The 17,126-nt window shown below is 68.5% G+C and carries 21 protein-coding genes; 7 read left to right on the plus strand and 14 right to left on the minus strand.

Annotated features, from left to right (window positions below; translation table 11 throughout):
* Positions 1 to 46: 46 nt before the first annotated feature.
* A complete protein-coding gene (locus JOF42_RS02950) occupies positions 47 to 1,372 on the plus strand; it encodes an LCP family protein (protein ID WP_210096486.1) in 1,326 nt (441 codons plus the stop codon).
* 42 nt (positions 1,373 to 1,414) lie between these two features.
* Here the strand turns inward: JOF42_RS02950 and JOF42_RS02955 are convergent, their stop codons facing one another.
* Genes JOF42_RS02955 through JOF42_RS02965 form a run of 3 tightly spaced genes read right to left on the minus strand, consistent with a single transcriptional unit; the run spans position 1,415 to position 2,988 of the window.
* Entirely contained in the window at positions 1,415 to 2,011 is a 597-nt protein-coding gene (locus JOF42_RS02955; protein WP_210096487.1) for a cysteine hydrolase family protein, read from the minus strand.
* Positions 2,008 to 2,688 carry a Pr6Pr family membrane protein gene (locus JOF42_RS02960; RefSeq protein WP_210096488.1) on the minus strand — a complete coding sequence of 227 codons (681 nt, stop codon included), beginning with the start codon at positions 2,686 to 2,688 and terminating at the stop codon, positions 2,008 to 2,010. The genes JOF42_RS02955 and JOF42_RS02960 overlap by 4 nt, the downstream gene beginning before the upstream one ends.
* 30 nt (positions 2,689 to 2,718) lie before the next feature.
* Positions 2,719 to 2,988, minus strand: a complete 270-nt coding sequence (locus JOF42_RS02965) for a hypothetical protein (RefSeq protein WP_210096489.1) — start codon at positions 2,986 to 2,988, stop codon at positions 2,719 to 2,721.
* Positions 2,989 to 3,106: 118 nt separating this feature from the next.
* On the opposite strand from JOF42_RS02965, the gene JOF42_RS02970 reads away from it, so the two are divergent.
* Positions 3,107 to 3,904 (plus strand): siderophore-interacting protein, encoded by a 798-nt coding sequence (locus JOF42_RS02970; RefSeq protein ID WP_210096490.1) that lies wholly within the window; start codon positions 3,107 to 3,109, stop codon positions 3,902 to 3,904.
* Between the two features lie 18 nt (positions 3,905 to 3,922).
* Here the strand turns inward: JOF42_RS02970 and JOF42_RS02975 are convergent, their stop codons facing one another.
* The 4 genes from JOF42_RS02975 to JOF42_RS02990 form a co-directional block, all read right to left on the minus strand.
* Positions 3,923 to 4,912, minus strand: coding sequence for an aldo/keto reductase (locus tag JOF42_RS02975; protein ID WP_210096491.1), 990 nt, complete (start codon positions 4,910 to 4,912; stop codon positions 3,923 to 3,925).
* Between the two features lie 97 nt (positions 4,913 to 5,009).
* Positions 5,010 to 5,423 (minus strand): hypothetical protein, encoded by a 414-nt coding sequence (locus tag JOF42_RS02980; protein WP_210096492.1) that lies wholly within the window; start codon positions 5,421 to 5,423, stop codon positions 5,010 to 5,012.
* 109 nt (positions 5,424 to 5,532) lie between these two features.
* Entirely contained in the window at positions 5,533 to 5,907 is a 375-nt protein-coding gene (locus tag JOF42_RS02985) for a hypothetical protein (RefSeq protein ID WP_210096493.1), read from the minus strand.
* Positions 5,908 to 6,019: 112 nt separating this feature from the next.
* A complete protein-coding gene (locus JOF42_RS02990; RefSeq protein WP_210096494.1) occupies positions 6,020 to 6,340 on the minus strand; it encodes a DUF952 domain-containing protein in 321 nt (106 codons plus the stop codon).
* 51 nt (positions 6,341 to 6,391) lie between these two features.
* Between JOF42_RS02990 and JOF42_RS02995 the strand changes: the two genes are divergently transcribed.
* The 4 genes from JOF42_RS02995 (at position 6,392) to arr (ending at position 8,172) form a co-directional block, all read left to right on the plus strand.
* Positions 6,392 to 6,958, plus strand: a complete 567-nt coding sequence (locus JOF42_RS02995; RefSeq protein ID WP_210096495.1) for a TetR/AcrR family transcriptional regulator — start codon at positions 6,392 to 6,394, stop codon at positions 6,956 to 6,958.
* Positions 6,959 to 7,073: 115 nt separating this feature from the next.
* On the plus strand, positions 7,074 to 7,310 hold the full coding sequence (locus tag JOF42_RS03000) for a hypothetical protein (protein ID WP_210096496.1): 237 nt from the start codon (positions 7,074 to 7,076) through the stop codon (positions 7,308 to 7,310).
* A complete protein-coding gene (locus JOF42_RS03005; protein ID WP_210096497.1) occupies positions 7,307 to 7,567 on the plus strand; it encodes a hypothetical protein in 261 nt (86 codons plus the stop codon). Before JOF42_RS03000 ends, JOF42_RS03005 begins: the two co-directional genes overlap by 4 nt.
* A 194-nt stretch (positions 7,568 to 7,761) precedes the next feature.
* Positions 7,762 to 8,172, plus strand: coding sequence for an NAD(+)--rifampin ADP-ribosyltransferase (gene arr / locus JOF42_RS03010; RefSeq protein ID WP_210096498.1), 411 nt, complete (start codon positions 7,762 to 7,764; stop codon positions 8,170 to 8,172).
* Between the two features lies 1 nt (position 8,173).
* On the opposite strand, the gene JOF42_RS03015 is transcribed toward arr, so the two are convergent.
* From JOF42_RS03015 to JOF42_RS03045, 7 genes are all read right to left on the minus strand, one after another.
* Positions 8,174 to 8,935 carry a Pr6Pr family membrane protein gene (locus JOF42_RS03015; RefSeq protein ID WP_210096499.1) on the minus strand — a complete coding sequence of 254 codons (762 nt, stop codon included), beginning with the start codon at positions 8,933 to 8,935 and terminating at the stop codon, positions 8,174 to 8,176.
* A gap of 40 nt (positions 8,936 to 8,975) precedes the next feature.
* Entirely contained in the window at positions 8,976 to 9,929 is a 954-nt protein-coding gene (locus tag JOF42_RS03020) for a sugar kinase (protein WP_210096500.1), read from the minus strand.
* A complete protein-coding gene (locus JOF42_RS03025) occupies positions 9,926 to 10,579 on the minus strand; it encodes a bifunctional 4-hydroxy-2-oxoglutarate aldolase/2-dehydro-3-deoxy-phosphogluconate aldolase (protein ID WP_210096501.1) in 654 nt (217 codons plus the stop codon). Before JOF42_RS03025 ends, JOF42_RS03020 begins: the two co-directional genes overlap by 4 nt.
* Positions 10,569 to 11,795, minus strand: coding sequence for a D-mannonate dehydratase ManD (gene manD, locus JOF42_RS03030; protein WP_210096502.1), 1,227 nt, complete (start codon positions 11,793 to 11,795; stop codon positions 10,569 to 10,571). Before manD ends, JOF42_RS03025 begins: the two co-directional genes overlap by 11 nt.
* An 82-nt stretch (positions 11,796 to 11,877) precedes the next feature.
* Entirely contained in the window at positions 11,878 to 13,269 is a 1,392-nt protein-coding gene (locus JOF42_RS03035; protein ID WP_210096503.1) for an MFS transporter, read from the minus strand.
* A gap of 62 nt (positions 13,270 to 13,331) precedes the next feature.
* Positions 13,332 to 14,336, minus strand: coding sequence for an L-idonate 5-dehydrogenase (locus JOF42_RS03040; RefSeq protein WP_210096504.1), 1,005 nt, complete (start codon positions 14,334 to 14,336; stop codon positions 13,332 to 13,334).
* A complete protein-coding gene (locus JOF42_RS03045) occupies positions 14,333 to 15,847 on the minus strand; it encodes a mannitol dehydrogenase family protein (protein ID WP_307803520.1) in 1,515 nt (504 codons plus the stop codon). Before JOF42_RS03045 ends, JOF42_RS03040 begins: the two co-directional genes overlap by 4 nt.
* 150 nt (positions 15,848 to 15,997) lie before the next feature.
* Here JOF42_RS03045 and JOF42_RS03050 point away from each other — a divergent pair, with 150 nt between their 5' ends.
* On the plus strand, positions 15,998 to 16,960 hold the full coding sequence (locus tag JOF42_RS03050) for a LacI family DNA-binding transcriptional regulator (protein WP_210096505.1): 963 nt from the start codon (positions 15,998 to 16,000) through the stop codon (positions 16,958 to 16,960).
* Positions 16,961 to 17,126 lie beyond the last annotated feature (166 nt).

Consider the following 17,126-nt stretch of genomic DNA (forward strand, 5'->3'; position numbering starts at 1 on the left):
CCCCGCACGGGGAGTGGAAGGCCGGCCTCGCCGTCGGCGCGGCCGAGTGATCGGCTGGATCAGCGCGCTCGTCGTCGTCGCACTGATCGCCGTCGGCGCGATCGCCTACGCGCAGTTGCAGGGAAACGTCACCACCGCGCCCCTGCGCTCCGACCCGTCGAGCGAGCCGCTCGCGACCGGCGACCTGAACATCCTGCTGCTCGGGTCTGACACGCGGGCGCTCGCGTCCGGTGGTTACGGCGACGACGACGGCAGTCAGCGCAGCGATGCCATGGTGGTCGCGCACATCTCGAGCGACAACACACGTATCGACGCGGTGCAGCTCCCGCGAGACACACTGACCGACCTGCCCGCCTGCGAGGACACGGGACGAGGGTCGTTCGACGGCGGATTCGGGATGCTGAACTCCGCGCTCGAGTACGGGCCCGCCTGCTCTGTCGCCGCGGTCGAGCAGCTCACCGGGCTCACGATCGACCACTTCGTGCAGATCGACTTCGAAGGCTTCATCGGGATCGTCGACGCCATGGGAGGCATCGACGTGTGCCTCCCGCAGGCCCTGACCGACGGTCATGCCCAGCTCGATCTTCCGGCCGGCGCGCAGTCGATCGACGGCACTCAGGCTCTCGCGCTGGCACGCACGCGCCATGCGCTCGCCGAAGAGAGCGACGTCGCGCGCCTCGGGCACCAGCAGATGGTGCTGTCGGCGATCGTGCAGAAGGCCACCAAGACGGATGTGCTCGTGCGCCCGGATCGTCTCTACGCCTTCCTCGACGCGGCGACCTCGTCGATGACCGTCGACCCGGGGCTGGGCGCCCTGACTGACCTGGCCGGTCTCGCCGCCCGCGTCGCGAACGTTCCGATGAGCAGCGTCACCTTCTTGACGATGCCGACCACCGAGGCTCCGCAGGATCGCAACCGCGTCGTGCCCACGGCCGACGCCGACGTCATCTTCCGAGCGCTGCTCGACGACGTGCCCGTCGTGCTGACGACCGACGAGGTCGAGGAGGATGCCACGGTGCGCACCGCTCCCGTCCGAATCCTCAACGGAGCGGGCGTCGCAGGACTGGCCTCTCGGGTGTCGGAAGACGCCACCGGATACGGGTATACGGTGTCGGGACTCGCCAACGCGGATGCGGCGGACCTCACCGTCATCACGGCGGCCGACACACCTGACGCGCAGCAGACCGCACAGGCTCTGGCCTCCGAGCTCGGCCTCGCCGTGACCGTGCAGACCGGAGATGTCGAGGGAGTGCAGCTTCTGCTCGGAGCCGACTACACCGACCTGACCTCTCAGCCGAGGGCGACTCCGCCCCCGTCGAGGCCGGTCGACGCCGTCAATCGCAGCGCCGACACCGATCTCTGCACGGCCTGATCGGAGCGGATGCGGTCGGAGGGACCGCATCCGATGCCGATGTCAGCGTCCGAGATCGGCGACGGTGGGCACGACTGTCGCGTAGAGGTCGGCGATGCCGGCGAGAGCAGCCCGATGCAGCTGCTCGGCCGGGACGTCACCGGCGACCGACGGAAGGCTGCGGGTGGCGGTCGCCGCCGCGACGACGGTGGGCCGATTGCCGCGGAGGAACGCGCCCTCGGTCGTGTAGGTCACGCACATGTGCGTCATGAACCCGGCGATCACGACGTCCTCGTGGCCCGCCTCGTCGACCAGGTCGCCGAGTTCGGTGCCGACGAACGAGTTCGGTGCCTTCTTGACGACCACGGCCTCGCCGTCGCGCGGAGCGACGCGCTCGTGGATCGCCCCGATGTCCTCGCGGATGTCGTAGGCCGATCCGGCGCCGCCGTCGTGCTGCACGTGGATGACCGTCGCGCCTGACTCGCGGGCCTGGGCGAGCAGGTCAGCGGCCGCGTCGAGCGCAGCATCCCAGCCCTCGAGCTCCATCTCGCCGCGCGTGTAGGTGTTCTGGAAGTCGACGAGCACGACGGTCGAGGTCGCGAGGTTCGCGGGCTGGTCGGCGACGCCGCTGAGTGCGCGGAGTGTGGCGGAGGTGGTCACGAGGGTTCTCCTTCAGTCGTCGGGGTCCGGGGCGCACCGTCCGCGTCGAACGGTTCGGCCCGCGGGGTCCGGCGCGAGAGGGCGTTGCCGACGAGACGGATCACCAGGGCGAGCACGATGAACGCGACCAGCAGGCCTGCGCAGTAGGCGGCGACGCCGCCGTAGCCGCCGACGGCCGCGGGGTTGAAGAACGGGTAGCAGTAGAAGCCGGTCGCCGCGCCACGCACGACCGAGTACACCGTGTAGACCACCGGCACGATGAGCCACAACCAGGCCGTGCGCGTCGAGAGTCGACGTCTCGGCGGCATCAGCACCCAGTCGATCACGACGGCCAACGGCATCAGCATGTGGTGCACGACGTTGGTCCAGGGCAGCAGCCCGCCGAGGTCGGCGCCGACGAGCAGGGTGTTGAAGACGATGCCGACGAAGGCCATGTAGACGACGGATGCTCCGCGCACCGCCTCCCATCGCGGGCTGCTCTCGCTGCGGCGGAGGATCTTGACCGCACCCACGATGAACACGATGCTCGCGAACAGATTGCTGAGCGTCGTGAAATAGCTGAAGAAGTTCACGAGACCGAAGTCGGTCTGAATCGCGATCACGAGCTGTGTCACGACTCCGGCCAGCGAGGCCGCAGCCAGCAGAAGGCGGAGGATGACGGCCACGGTTTCTCTCATGCGGCCAGAATACTGGGGTGATCCGGCCGGTCAGTCGTCTGTCTGCTCGATGACGAGCTTGCCTTCATCGGAGAGGCGGAGGTTCTTGCCTTCGGCCACGGCCTCTGCGCCCGTGGTCAGTTCGGGGTCGACGATCGTCGCTCCGTTGCCGAGCGCGTCGACCTCGCGCTGCACGGCGTCTCGGACCTCCTGGGCCGGGTGTCCGCTGTACTCGTGAGACACCTTCTCGATCACGGCCTGCAGCTCGCGAATCTGGGCATGCACGTCGCGCTCGATGTCCGGGTTCGTTTCGGAAGTCATGACGAGAGAGTAGCGAGTGGGCCGATCCCGACTCAAAGGATTGACTGAGAACCGCTGCCTGTGCTGCACGGCGAGGGCAGACTGGAGGGGACTTCCTTCTTCACCGTCAGGAGACGCAATGCCGGAACAGCCTCGTCGAACCCCCAGCCAAGCAGTCCTCACCGTGCAGCAGGTGGAGCAGATCAGCCCGGATCTGGTGCGCATCACGGCGGGCGGCGACGGGTACGAGGCGTTCAACGACAACATCTACACCGACAAGTACGTCAAGATCCTCTTCGCCGACCCGAGTCATGGGCTCACCCCGCCCTATGACCTGGCGCAGTTGCGCGAGGAGAGCCCCGAGAAGCTGCCCACTCGGCGCACGTACACGGTCCGGTCGGCGGACCCTGAGCAGCGCCGGCTCGTGATCGACTTCGTGGTCCACGGTGACGAGGGTGTCGCGGGTCCGTGGGCCCGGCAGGCGCAACCGGGCGACGCGATCGTCGTCAGCGGTGCCGGCGGCGGCTACCTGCCCGAGCCCGAGCTGCCGTGGCACCTTCTCATCGGCGACCACACGGCGCTGCCCGCGATCTCCTCGGCGATCGAGGCGATGCAGCCGGATGCCGTCGGGCACGTCGTCCTCACGGTGGCCGACCCGGCCGACCGCATCCTCCCCGAAGCTCCGTCGGGTGTGAGTGTGCGCTGGACCGAGACCGATGACGAGCTTCTCGCCGCGCTCACCGACCTGCCCTGGGCTGACGGGCATCCCGGCGTCTTCGCGCACGGAGAGCGCGGCACGATCAAAGAGGTCCGTGCACTGCTGAAGCAGCGCGAGGTGCCGCGCGACCGTCTGTCGATCTCGGCCTACTGGGCGCGGGGCCGCGCGGAGGATCAGTTCCAGGCCGAGAAGCGCGAACCGATCGGCCAGATCGAGTAGTCGCCGTCCGGCCGCCGGTCAGAACCCTTCGGGATCCCGGGGTGTGTACGCGGCCTCGAGCGCCGCCAACTCGGAGTCCTCGAGACGGATGCTGACAGAGGCCACCGCATCGTCGATGTGGCCCGCCCTGGTCGCGCCGACGATCGGAGCGGTGACCGCGGACTGCTGAGCGACCCACGCGAGGGCGACCTGCGCGCGGGAGACGCCGCGCGCCTCGGCGACGCGGGCGACCGCCTCGACGATGGCGCGATTCGACTCCTCCTCGCGCCGGTAGAGCGTCGCGCCGAAGGCATCCGTCGCCGTCCGCGCGGTCTTCTCATCCCAGTCCCGCGTGAGCTTTCCGCGGGCCAGTGGCGACCACGCCAGCACGCCCACGCCCGAGTCGAGGCAGAGCGGATGCATCTCCCGTTCCTCCTCGCGCTGCAGCAGGTTGTACTGGTCCTGCATCGAGACGAACGGCGTCCACCCGTTCTGCGCGGCTGTGTGCTGGGCCTTCGCGAACTGCCACGCCCACATCGACGAGGCGCCGATGTAGCGAGCCTTGCCCGAGCGCACCACGTCGTTCAGGGCCTCCATGGTCTCCTCGATCGGCGTCTGCGGATCCCACCGGTGGATCTGGTACAGGTCGACGTGGTCGGTCTCCAGACGTCGCAGGCTCGCATCGATGCCCGACAGGATGTGCGCACGACTGAGTCCGGCCTGGTTCGCGCCCGGACCCATGCGCCCGTGCACCTTGGTCGCGATCACGATCTCGTCGCGGCGGGCGAAGTCGCCGAGCGCGCGGCCCACGAACTCCTCGCTCGTGCCGTCGGAGTACACGTCGGCGGTGTCGAAGGTGGTGATCCCGGCCTCGAGCGCCTGCCTGATGAGAGGTCGACTGGTCTCCTCATCGAGCGACCACCCGTGCGCGCCTCTGTCGGGAGCGCCGAAGCTCATGCATCCGAGCACCACCTTCGAGATGCGGAGTCCTGACGAGCCGAGCCTCACGCTGTCTGCGGTGTCGAGCATCAGAGATCTCCCTCAGGTCGTGGTGTGAGATCGATGCTCTCACGCTGAGCTGCTGACCGGCACGAAGCGGATCGCGGATGCGCAGAGCGGCCGCCGATCAGAGGAACACCCTCAGGTACTCGCCGATCTTCTCGCCGTCCTCTTCGGGGGTCACCTCGACGCTGAGCCGGGCTCGGACGCCGTCGGTGCCGACTTCGATCGGCATCGCTCCGCATCCCATCATCGGTCCGTGGTCGACGCCGTCGATCACCAGGCAGATGCTGCCCATACCGGCCTGCGCACGCGCCTCGACGACGTAATAGGTGTGCCCTTCGGAGTCCTCACCGAGCAGACGAGCCGTGTCGGGGATCACGGTGTCGAGTTGGTCGGGACCGACGGATTCGGGCAGAGGCGCGGACTCACCGCTGGCGAGCACGTCGACGGTCGGAGCGTTCACGCACCCGGCGAGGACCGCGATCGCTCCGAGGGCGAGAGCCCCGCACATCAGTGGACGGAGGTGGGTACGGTTCATGCCCACAGGTTAGACGCAGCAGACTCGGATGCGTCGTGGACAGTCCGATGCGCTGCGGACATGTGCATGGTGAATGTCGGAAACGGAGGAGGCCGATGCTCGCCCGGGGCTACTCGGTGCCGGCAGCGGTGGTCGCTGCGCTCCTGGCCGCCAGTGCGCGCTCACGACCGCGCTTGCAGATCCAGGTCATGGCGTACGAGACGATGAGCGCGCCCACGATGTAGACCGTGACCCAGAGGCCGCCGTTCGGGTCGAGCGCGAACTGCACCGACTCGTCCGCCTGCGAGTTCTTGCGTCCGCCGCCCAGTACGAGGAACCAGAAGAGGCCGAAGAGCAGCGAGGCGATCGTCGCGAGCCAGGCGAAGAACCCTCCTGCGGAGTATCGGCGAAGCACGGTGAGGAGAACGGCGAGGAACAGCACGAGGATGTGTCCGCCGACGATGGCGAGGAATGCGGGATCGGCGGCAGCTGCGGCGAAGTCCATGGGGAGCCTTTCGAGGGGTGACGTGTCGCGTGCGCCCGAGTCGGCTGCACGCCCTCCTCCTAAGACGAGAGGAAGGCGCGCAGTGTGACAGATCCGGTCACCGCGATTCCGGTCACCGCGCGATCAGCGTCTCCGAGGCCACCACGTCGCTCGTCATCGGGAGGGCGCCGAGGATGCGAGGGCGTCCGTCGACCCACTCGACGACGATTCCCTCCGCGGCCAGGGCCTCGGGGCTGATCGCGATGTCGAGCAGCGGCAGGGCGAGGTCGCTGTAGCGGGCGGCGATCACGGCATCCAGGTCGTCTGCGGTGGTTGCGTGGATGAAGCCGGCGTCATCGACGTGCACGCCCCGGGTCGCGACGGAGTACTCGCCGAACGCTCGGCTCATCTCCCAGTCATCCTGGATGGCGATGTGGTGGATGAGGTCGGTCACGATGACTCCTTTAATGAAACGGTTGCGTAGCATTATTGCTAGAGTAACCCTATGACGGGAAAACGTGGACGGCCCTCCGCAGCCGAATCGCTCGCTCGGGACGAACGCGTGGTCGACGTCGTGATCGCCCTCCTCACCGGTGAGGGGTTCGAGGCGCTGACGTTCGATCGTGTCGCCGCGGAGGCTCACGTCGCGAAGCGAACCCTCTACGGAGTGTTCGGCGACCGCGCGGGCCTCGTGCGAGCGGCGATTCTGAGACAGCATGCCTACCTCGACCACGCGGAGGAGGAGTCGGCTGATCTGCGGTCGGCATCCCGAGCGATCCTGGTGCATCTGCTCGGTGACGAAGCCGTCGGCATCCACCGCGCGATAATCTCCGCCGCAGTCCTGCATCCACCCCTCGCTCTGGAGTTCTACGACGAGGGGCCCGCTCGCGCGCAGGGGTTCCTCGCGTCCCACCTCACCCCGGATGCCCCGGTGTCGCCGGATCTGCTCTTCACCGCCCTCCTCGGCGAACCGCACCGTCGACGACTCCTGGGGCTTGCCGGGCCCCCGACTCCAGGCGAGATCGACGCGCACGTCGACGTCGTGCTGCGCACATTCGGGCTCTCGAGCTGACCACCGCGGGCGCAGGGCGGGAATCCTCCTCGCCCTGAACCGAGCTGTCAACCGCCCTGCGCTCGCCGCAGCTCGCGCGGATCATGGGTCTACGCACGAATCAGAGGAGGGCACCATGTCGAACATCGACGCTTTCGCCAACAGCTTCCCGCCGAACATGCCGGGAATTCCCCCGGTCGACGACTTCACCGACGGCACGTTCCCCACCGACACCGAGCAGCCGGAGACTCAGGGCGAGGATGCTCTCGAGGCCGAGCTCGGCGACGACGGCCAGGGCGATATCGACACCGAGGACGACTCGGCCGCTGTCGACGGAGATGCGCCGCGCGACCTCCGCGACGGCAGCGAATGAGCGGCACCGAGAACGCCCGTGATGACTCGGTCGCGCCTGACGCGGCCTCGCCCTCTGCGGAGGGAGTCGCGGCACTGATCGAGGAGCGCGACGGTGACGACCCCGGGCAGGTGACCGAGACGCCTGCGGGCGGGGCCGGTGCCGACTCCGGCGGATCCGGTGCGGTGCGCGTCGATCCGTCGTCGGAGTCATCCGTTCCTGACGAGTCGGTGCACAACGACGAACCGGGCGTGGGCACGCGTCGCTCGGACGACTGACGGGGTCTCGCTGCGACAATCGTGGATCCGGCCGCGCCCGCCGATCTTGCCGCGCCTGCGGAGGAGAACTGCGCTTCGGGAGGAGCGGATGCGAGAATTTCTCCTCCCGGGGCGCAGTTCTCCTCCCGGGGCGCAGGCGTCCCGCGGGAGTGCTGCCCTTTCGAAGCGCCAGACGGGAGTCGTAGGCTTCTGCGGTGAGCGATGCACTGGATGACGGACCCTTCTTCCACGGCACCAAGGCAGACCTGCGACCGGGTGACCTGCTGACGGCGGGGTTCCCCTCGAACTACCGCCCCGAGATCGTGATGAACCACATCTACTTCACGGCGGCGGCCGACGGTGCCGGTCTGGCCGCCGAGCTCGCGCCCGGTGACAGGGAGCCTCGGGTCTACGAGGTCGAGGTGACCGGCGAGTTCGAGAACGATCCGAACGTCACCGACAAGAAGTTCCCGGGCAATCCGACCCGCTCGTACCGCAGCAGCGCTCCGTTGCGAGTGGTCCGCGAGGTGCACGACTGGACGCGACTGGCGCCGGAGGCGCTCGCCACGTGGCGGGAACGGCTCGCAGCCATCCGCGACGACGAGCGCGGCGAGATCATCAACTGAGTCAGCGACGCACGCTGCGCCGGGAGAGAACTCCGAGTGCGCGGTCGATCGCGACGAACACCAGACCGACGACGACGAGCGCCAGCGTCAGCGCCACGACCCACTGGGCGACGCCGCTGACTCCGAGGGCGTCGACGTCCATGAACGGGTACGGGTACTTCTGACCGGGAGTGAACTCACCGCCGAGCGACCCGTAGACGAAGGCCCACACCAGGTATGCGTAGGGGATGAGCGTCCACAGCAGCGGGTCGATCCACCGGAACGACCCCTTGGGCACGAACACCAGCCAGTCCACGATCATCAGCAGAGGAGTGATGATGTGGATGAGGTTGTCGGTCAGCGAGAAGATGTCGGAGTCGCCGTCGGCGAACCTCGTCGGCACCAGGACGACGAGGTAGATGAGCATCGTGACGGTGATCGCCATCATCACCGCGCCGCTGCCCCTCGCACTCGGCGTCGACGTGCCTCGCGGTCCCGTCTGTCGGAGATCCCGAGCGGTACGGACGATGAGCAGGATCATCCACACGAGACAGAGCAGGTTGCTCACCATCGTGTAGAACAGCAGCGTCGTCCAGTTCGGAGCACCGGTCAGGACGTCGGAGTGCCGGATCACGCCGGTGAGGATGACCGCCAGAGCGAGCATGCGGTAGACCAGCGCGACCGGTCGGGAGTTCAGCGCAGCGTGAGCGTACAGAGATGTGCGGGCGGGCTCGGGATCCGGGAGGGCGGAAGCCGCGGACGGGGATACAGCGGCTTTCGACATACTTCGAGGCTACGCGTCCTGAGCCGGCATCCGCACCGGATCAGCGACGTACAGGATCGGAATCCCGGTCTGCGAAGCGCTCGAGCTCGCGTCGGGTCGGTGCCGCCTCCCAGTCGCCGGGCACGAGGCAGGCCATGGCGCCGCAGGCGTTCGCGCGGTGCAGGGTCGCATCCACGTCGAGTCCCTCGAGGAACGCGCTGAGATACCCGCTGACGAAGGCATCTCCCGCGCCGACCGTGTCGACCGGCTCGATCGGGAATCCACCTGCTTCGACGAGGGAGTCCGCCGTGATCACGGCGGCGCCCGCAGGGCCGAGCTTCACGACGGTCGTCGCGCACCCGGCATCGCGCAGCCGCGCCGCGGCGACCGCGACGGAGGTCGCCGAGTACAGGATTGCGAACTCCTCTTCGCCGCCGAACACGATGTCGGAGCGTTCGGCGAGCTCACGCAGCACCGGGCCGGCGGCCTCGGGCGATGCGAGTGCGGAGCGGTAGTTGATGTCGAAGGTCACGATCGCACCGGATGCTCGCGCGCGGTCGATCGCCGCGTGCACGGCATCCCGAGCGGTGTCGGAGAGCAGGGGAGTGATCCCGGTGATGTGCAGCAGCGATGCCCGTTCGATCCAGCCGTCGGGGAGATCCTCGGGGCGCAGGCGGGATCCCGCAGACCCGGCACGGTAGTAGTGCACGGCCGTGGAGGATGCCGACGGGCGCTCCTTGACCATCAGGCCGGTGCGCGCCTCTGCGTCGATCACGGCATGCACCTGCACGCCGTCTGCGCGGATCTCACGGGCCACGCGCTCGCCGAGAGAGTCGTCGCCGACGCGTCCGAGCCACGACACCGCCACACCGAGCCGCGCGAGACCGATCGCGACGTTGCTCTCGGCGCCGCCGATGCCGAATGCCATCGCGTTCGCGTGCCGCAACGAGCCGATCTCGGTCGTACGCACGAGCGCCATGGTCTCGCCGAGTGTGACGACAGACGGCGAGGTCACGCGGACTCCCGCGCGCAGACCTCGACGAACGACCGAGCCCGCTCGCGCAGGGCCTGCAGATCGCCGCCGGCGAAGGCGTCGCCGAGCAGCGGCCCGCCGACGCTCACGGCGACCGCCCCGGCACGCAGCCACGCTTCTGCCCCCGCCAGATCGACGCCACCTGAGGGCACCGCGACGATGTCGGGGAACGGGCCGCGCAGATCCTTGAGGTACGCGGGACCCACTTGTCCTGCCGGGAACACCTTCACCGCAGAGGCGCCCGCAGACCACGAGGCGAACAGCTCGGTCGGCGTCAGTCCGCCCGGGACGATCGGCACACCGGCGTCCGTCGCCTGCGTGACGAAGTCGGTCGACGTGATCGGGGTCACGATGTAGCCCGCACCCACCTCGATCGCCCGTGTCAGGTCTTCTGTGTTCGTGACGGTGCCGATGCCGAGGTCGATCGCCTCACCGAAGCGCGCGAGCAGGTTCGGGAAGTGCTCGAACGTGCCGGGGGTGGTCAGCGTCAGCTCGACGCTGCGGATGCCGGCATCCACCAGCATGTCGAGCACGGCGTCATAGTCCTCGGCCCGCTTCGCGCGGGCCACGACGATCAGACGCGAGTCGACCGTGCGCTGCGACAGCGGGACCCGGCTGACCTCACCAGTCATGGACGGTCCCGTCGAGCAGACGGTTCACCGGCAGGTAGGCCTTGGTGTATTCGTGGCCGGCCGCGGCATCCTCATCGAGATCGACACCGAGCCCGGGCTTGTCGCCGGGGTGCAGGAAGCCCTTGTCGAACGTGAACGAGGTCTGGAACACCTCGAGCGTCTGCTCGTTGTGGGGCATGTACTCCTGGATGCCGAAGTTGTGGATCGCGAGGTCGAGGTGCAGCGCCGCGGCCATGCCGACGGGCGAGATGTCGGTCGGGCCGTGGATGCCCGACTTGATGCCGTAGATCGCGGCGAAGTCGAGCAGCTTCTTCATGGCCGTGATGCCACCGGTGTGGGTGACCGCCGAGCGCACGTAGTCGATCAGACGCTCGGTGATGAGGGTCTGGTAGTCGAAGACCGAGTTGAACACCTCGCCGATCGCGAGCGGCGTCGTCGAGTGCTGGCGCACCAGGCGCAGCGCGGTCTGGTCTTCACCCGGGGTGCAGTCCTCGAGCCAGAACAGGTCGTAGGGCTCGATGTCCTTCGCGAAGCGCGCGGCCTCGATCGGCGACATCCGGTGGTGCCCGTCGTGCAGGATGCGCAGGTCGGTGCCGAAGTCCTCCCGGATCTTCGAGAAGATCCCGGGCATGTGGTTGAGGTAGTTGCGGGTGTCCCACGTCTCCTCGCTCGGGCGGTCGCCCGAGCGCTTGGCGGGCTCGTAGTCGTAGCGCACGCCGGGGCCGGTCGATGAGACGCCGTAGATCTGGCCGAGGCCGGGCACGCCGGTCTGCACGCGCACGGCGGTGTAGCCGAGCTCCTCATAGCCGGTGATGGCGTTCTTGAGCGCCGCGTAGTCGGTGCCGGAGGCGTGGGCGTAGACGCGGACGCCCTCGCGGCTGGCGCCGCCGAGCAGCTGGTACAGCGGCATCCCGGCCTTCTTGGCCTTGATGTCCCACAGCGCCATGTCGACCGCGGCGATCGCCGCCATCGTCACCGGGCCGCGACGCCAGTACGGGCCGCGGTAGAGGTACTGCCAGGTGTCTTCGATGCGGTCCTCGTCGCGGCCGACGAGCATCGAGGCGACGTGGTCGGAGAGGTACGAGGCGACCGCGAGCTCGCGTCCGTTGAGCGTGGCGTCGCCCAGGCCGACGATGCCGTCGGAGGTCGTGATCTTGAGCGTGACGAAGTTGCGTCCGGGGCTGGTGATGTTGACGTCGACGATCTCGATGGTCATGTCGTTCTCCTGAAGATGCGGGGCGAGGTGTGGGGTGCGGACGTTCGGGCGTCCGCACCCCGGGTCGTGATGTGAGGCGCGATCAGATCGCGTCGCGGGGGTCCGTCAGGTCGCGGCCTGCGACCTCGGGCATCCAGATCGAGGCGATCAGCGCGCTCAGGGTGAAGATGAAGAGCATGATGATGATCGGGATGAACGATCCGGTGACGGCCGACACCCAGGCTGCCGCGATGACGGGGCCCGCACCGGTCGCGACGATGGCGGCGATCTCGCGTGCCATGGCCGTGAACGTGTAGCGGTTGCGGGCACCGAACAGCTCGGGCAGCGTGAGGTTCTCGAGCGACGCGAAGCTCATCACCGCGAGGTTGTGCAGCACGACGTAGCCGATGAAGACCTGCACCGTGACACCGCTGCTGATCATGAGCATCGTGGGGATGATGATGATGAGCGCGATGACCGCCCAGATCATGTACATGCGCTTGCGGCCGAACCGGTCTCCGAGCCAGCCCGACAGCGGCACGGTGATGAAGGCGACGAGCGACGAGACGATCACGGCGTTGACGCCGATCGAGCGGTCGAGCAGCAGCACGACGGTGATGTAGCTGATCAGGTACGTCTGGATCATGCCCGAGTTGCCGGCCTGGCCGAAGCGCAGGAGGAGGGCGATCGAGAATGCCTTCCAAGGCTTGCGCTCCATCGCCTCGAGCGTGCGCACGTCGCCGGTCTCGGTGGCGAGCTGGATCGTCTCTTCACGAGAGAGCGCCTTGCCGTCGACGACGTCGTCGCGCTCCTCGAAGACCGGGGTCTCCTTGAGGTTGAAGCGCACCCAGATCGCGAAGAGCATGATGATCGCGCTGCCGATGAACGGGATGCGCCATGCCCAGTCGATGACTTCCTGCTCGCTGTAGGCGACGAGGAGGATGGCCCAGATGCCGGACGCGAGGAGGGTTCCACAGTTGGTGCCGAGCGCGACGAGCGAGGCGATGATGCCACGGCGCTTGGCCGGTGCGTATTCGGCCAGCATGACGCCGGCGCCCGAGATCTCGGCTCCCGCACCGAAGCCCTGCGCGATGCGCAGCAGCACGAGGAGGATCGGCGCGAGAACGCCCACCTGGTTGTACGTCGGCAGGAAGCCGATGAGGGTGGTCGCGAGACCCATCAGGAGGATCGTGTAGAACAGCACCTTCGTGCGGCCGGTCTTGTCACCGAGGCGCGCGAAGAAGAACGCGCCGACCGGGCGGGCGACGTAGCCGACGCCGTACGTGGCCATCGCGGCGACCACGGCGACCGCCGGGTTCTCGGACGAGAAGAACAGGTCGGCGAAGACGAGAGCGGCAGCCAGCGAGTAGAGCTGGTAGTCCATGAACTCGAGGGCCGTGCCGAGCCATCCCGAGATGGCGGCGCGAACGAGGTCTTTGACAGACCTCTTCGCGGTGGGGTCGGCGGCCGTGGCCGTCGTCTGCGGTTCTGACATGGGAGGTACTCCTTCGGACCAGGAACAGGGTGGGTGCGCGGGGTGGCGCGGAGGGGGTGTGGCTAGAGGGACAGCAGGACCTTCGCCGAGGCCGACGAGTCGCGAGCGAGCTCGAAGGCCTGGACGGCGTCGGATGCCGGGAGGACGTGCGAGATGACGGAGTCGAGGGCGTCGGACTCGGCCAGCAGGGTGACCGCGTCGTCGATCTCGGTGGAGAAGCGGAACGCGCCGCGGATCGTGAGCTCCTTGGCGAGCATCGGGGCGAGGTTCACTCCGATGTCGGCGTTGGGGAGCATCCCGACCTGCACGATGGTGCCGGCGCGACGGCCGGCGCGGACCGCCTGCGTGAGCGCGACTCCGACGCCGGAGCACTCGAAGACGGCGTCGTAGGACTCGTTCTCGATCGTGTCGCGGCCGACGAGCGAGACCTCGGTCGCCCCGAGTGCCTTCGCACGATCGAGGGGCTCTTCGCGCACATCGCTGGCGCCCACGACCGATGCTCCGGCCTTGACCGCGGCGGCCACGACCAGCAGACCGATGGGGCCGGCACCGATCACGAGCACGCGCTTGCCGGTGATGTCACCGGCGAGATTCACGGCGTGGATCGCGACGGCCAGCGGCTCGGCGAGTGCCGCACGCTCGAGCGGCAGGGATGCCGGCAGCACGCGGACCATGTGGTCTTCGACGATCAGCAGCTCGGATGCTCCGCCCTGGCGGTGCGGGTTCGCCGCGGCACTGCCGAAGTAGTCGCCGCCGGGGCGCAGGTGCGGGCGGTCCTCGAGGCCGGGCACCTCGGGGCCGTAGCGCGCCGGGTGCACGGTCACCGGGGTGCCGGGAGCCAGGCGACCTGACGGGTCGAGGTCGACGACGCCCGAGAGCTCGTGACCGGGGGTCAGGGGCTCACGGATCGTGTACTCGCCGTTGGCGCCGTGGAAGTAGTAGTGCAGGTCGGATCCGCAGATGCCGACGTAGTTGACGCGGAGGCGCACCTCGCCGTCGCCGGGGGTCGGGACCTCGCGGTCCTCCCAGCGGATGTCTTCCTTGCCGTGGATGGCGAGAGCCTTCATGGCTGCATCTCCTTCGTGGGTGTCTGAGATGCCGAGACGGCATCGGTGATCGCGGCATCGACGCCGCGTCGCTGGATGATGTCGACGAGTTCGCCGACGCGGGCGATGAACGCATCCTCCGCCCCGAGCTCCACGCCGAACAGGTGCAGCTCGGCGATCACGCGCGTCGCGAGCCCGCGACCGTCTCGGGCGGTGGCGGCGAGTTCGGCCAGGCGCTCGCGGGAGGCGTCGGTCATCGCGGCGGCGTGCAGGCCGGGATCGAACCCGGGAAGCGGTGCGATGCACGACAGGTAGCCGGCGACCGTCAGTGCGATCAGGTGCGGCATGTCGCCCCGACCGAGGGCGAGGAGCGCGGGCTCGGGGATGCGCTGGCGCAGCTTGACCGAGCCGTCGGTGCCGACCTGGCTGGTGCGGTGGCCGAGGGCGGTGTTCTCCCAGCGCTCGAAGAGCTCGCTCTCGTAGGCGCGGATGTCGACGCCGGTCGGCACCTCGATCGACGGCTCGTACTCGTCGTTCAGCACGGCGCGGGCCGCCCTCGCGATGCCGTCGATGCGAATGGCCTCGGGGATCGTGCCGACGCCGGTGAGGGCGCCGAGGTAGGCGATGAGGGAGTGTGTGCCGTTGAGCAGGCGAACCTTCATCTGCTCGTAAAGCGCGACCTCGCTGGTGAAGACGGCGCCGCCGGCCTCCCATGCCGGACGACCGGCCGCGAAGGCATCCTCGATGGCCCACATGGTGAACGGCTCGGCGGGCACGGGGATGTCATCCCGAGCGCCGAGCAGCGCGCTGACCCGGGTTCGAAGTTCCGGAGTGGTCGACGGAACGATGCGGTCGACCATGCTCGACGGGAACGTCACGCCGCGGTCGAGGAAGGCGAGTGCGTCCGCGCCCTCGGAACCCGAGAGCTCCTGCAGGAACTCGCGTACGAGCTTCGCGGTGTGCTTGCCGTTGGCCGAGAGGTTGTCGCAGCTGAGTATCGAGATCGGTGCTCCACCGGCTGCGGCGCGCGCCTGGAGTCCGCGGGCGAGCTGGCCGATGGTCGAGCGCGGGGCGCCGCCACGGAGATCGGCGCGCACGGCGTCGTCGTCGAGATCGAGGTGCTGGGTGGCCGGCGAGTAGCTGTAGCCGTTCTCGGTGACGGTGAGAGTGACGATGCGGATGCCGGGGTCGGCGATCTGGGCGACGACTCGTTCGGGCTGCTCGGCGCCGACGAAGGCGTCGGTGTGCACACCGGGGATCGAGAGCGTGGTGCTGTCGGGCGCGATGGTCGCGACCGAGTAGAGGAAGTCCTGCGTGTGCATGGCGTCGACGATCGAACGAGAGCGGGATGCGACGCCGACGATGCCCCAGTCGCCACCGGCGGGCTGCAGGGCGGCCGCGGTGTAGACGGCCTGGTGCGCACGGTGGAAGCTGCCGAGTCCGAGGTGCAGGATGCCTGCTGCGGAGGGGGTGGCTTCGGGGGTGGCGCTCGCGGGGGTGGTGCGGCGCAGGACCGGTGTCTCGATGCTCACGCGTCGGCTCCTTCGCTCTGGGCCGCGCACCCTGATGGGTGATCGGCGATGATCGTCCTGCAAACAGTGTGAATGAGTTGTACAAACTTGTCAAGCCATCTTTCATCTCGTCGCGGGACCGTAGGATGACGGAGAGGGTGGGAGCAGAAGATGGCGGCGACACTGACGGATGTGGCACGGCACGCGGGCGTGTCGATCGCCACCGCATCGCGCGCCTTCGGAGAGCCGGATCGGCTCGCTCCCGGCACACTCGGCCGTGTCCTCGAAGCGGCGACCGAGTTGGGCTACGCCGCCCCGCAGTCCGTCACCGCGACCCGCACGTTCGGCGTCGTCGTCCCCGATGTGTCGAACCCCGTCTATGCCACGCTGCTGAAGGCGATCCAGGGCCAGGCATGGCATGGGCACCACCGCATCGTGCTGTTCGACGCCGACGAGGACCTGCGCCGCGAGCGCGAGCAGATCGAGCAGGCCCGCAAGCTCGACGGCATGCTGCTGTGCTCTCCGCGACTGCCCGATGACGAGGTGCTCGCCCTCGTGGGCGACACCCCCTACGTCGTGGTCAACCGCCAGATCGACGGCGCGCCCTGCGTGCTCATGGACACCGAGCACGGGCCGGGCCAGGCGATCGAGCACCTCGCCGCGCTTGGTCACACCCACATCGCCTACGCCTCAGGACCCCGCGGTTCCTGGGCCGACATCCGCCGAGCCGACACCGTCGCACGGGCGTGCGAGAACCACGGCATCCGCCTCACCCGCCTCAGCCACCACGCCGCATCCATCCAGGGCGGTCGCGCGGCCGCCGCGCTCGCCGCGGCGAGTGGGGCGACCGCCGTCGTGGCGTACAACGACCTCGTGGCGCTGGGTCTCGAGGCCGGAATGCTCGAGCTCGGCAGGCGATGCCCCGCCGACATCAGCATCGTCGGCATCGACGACATCGACCTGGCGGGCGCGGTCACGCCGGCGCTCACGACGGTGCGGATGCCGATCGAGCGCAGTGGAGCCCTCGCCGTCGACCTGCTGCTGCAGGCGATGAACGGCACCGCGATCGACGACGTCGTGACCCTCGGCTCACAGCTGATCGTGCGTGCGTCGACCGCCGCTCCCGCCGTCTGAACCGACGGGTTCCGACCTCGGAGAAACGAGGGCTGGATCGTATATTTGCTTTTGTTCAGGATCCTTCCTATCTTGGCGTCATTGATGGCTATGACCCAGGGGGGGTACGTTTTGCTCGACTTTGACGGTGCTGCGACGTCGATGCCGGAGGCTGGCTTCTCGCACC

It is taken from the genome of Microbacterium phyllosphaerae (assembly GCF_017876435.1).
GTDB lineage: Bacteria > Actinomycetota > Actinomycetes > Actinomycetales > Microbacteriaceae > Microbacterium > Microbacterium phyllosphaerae.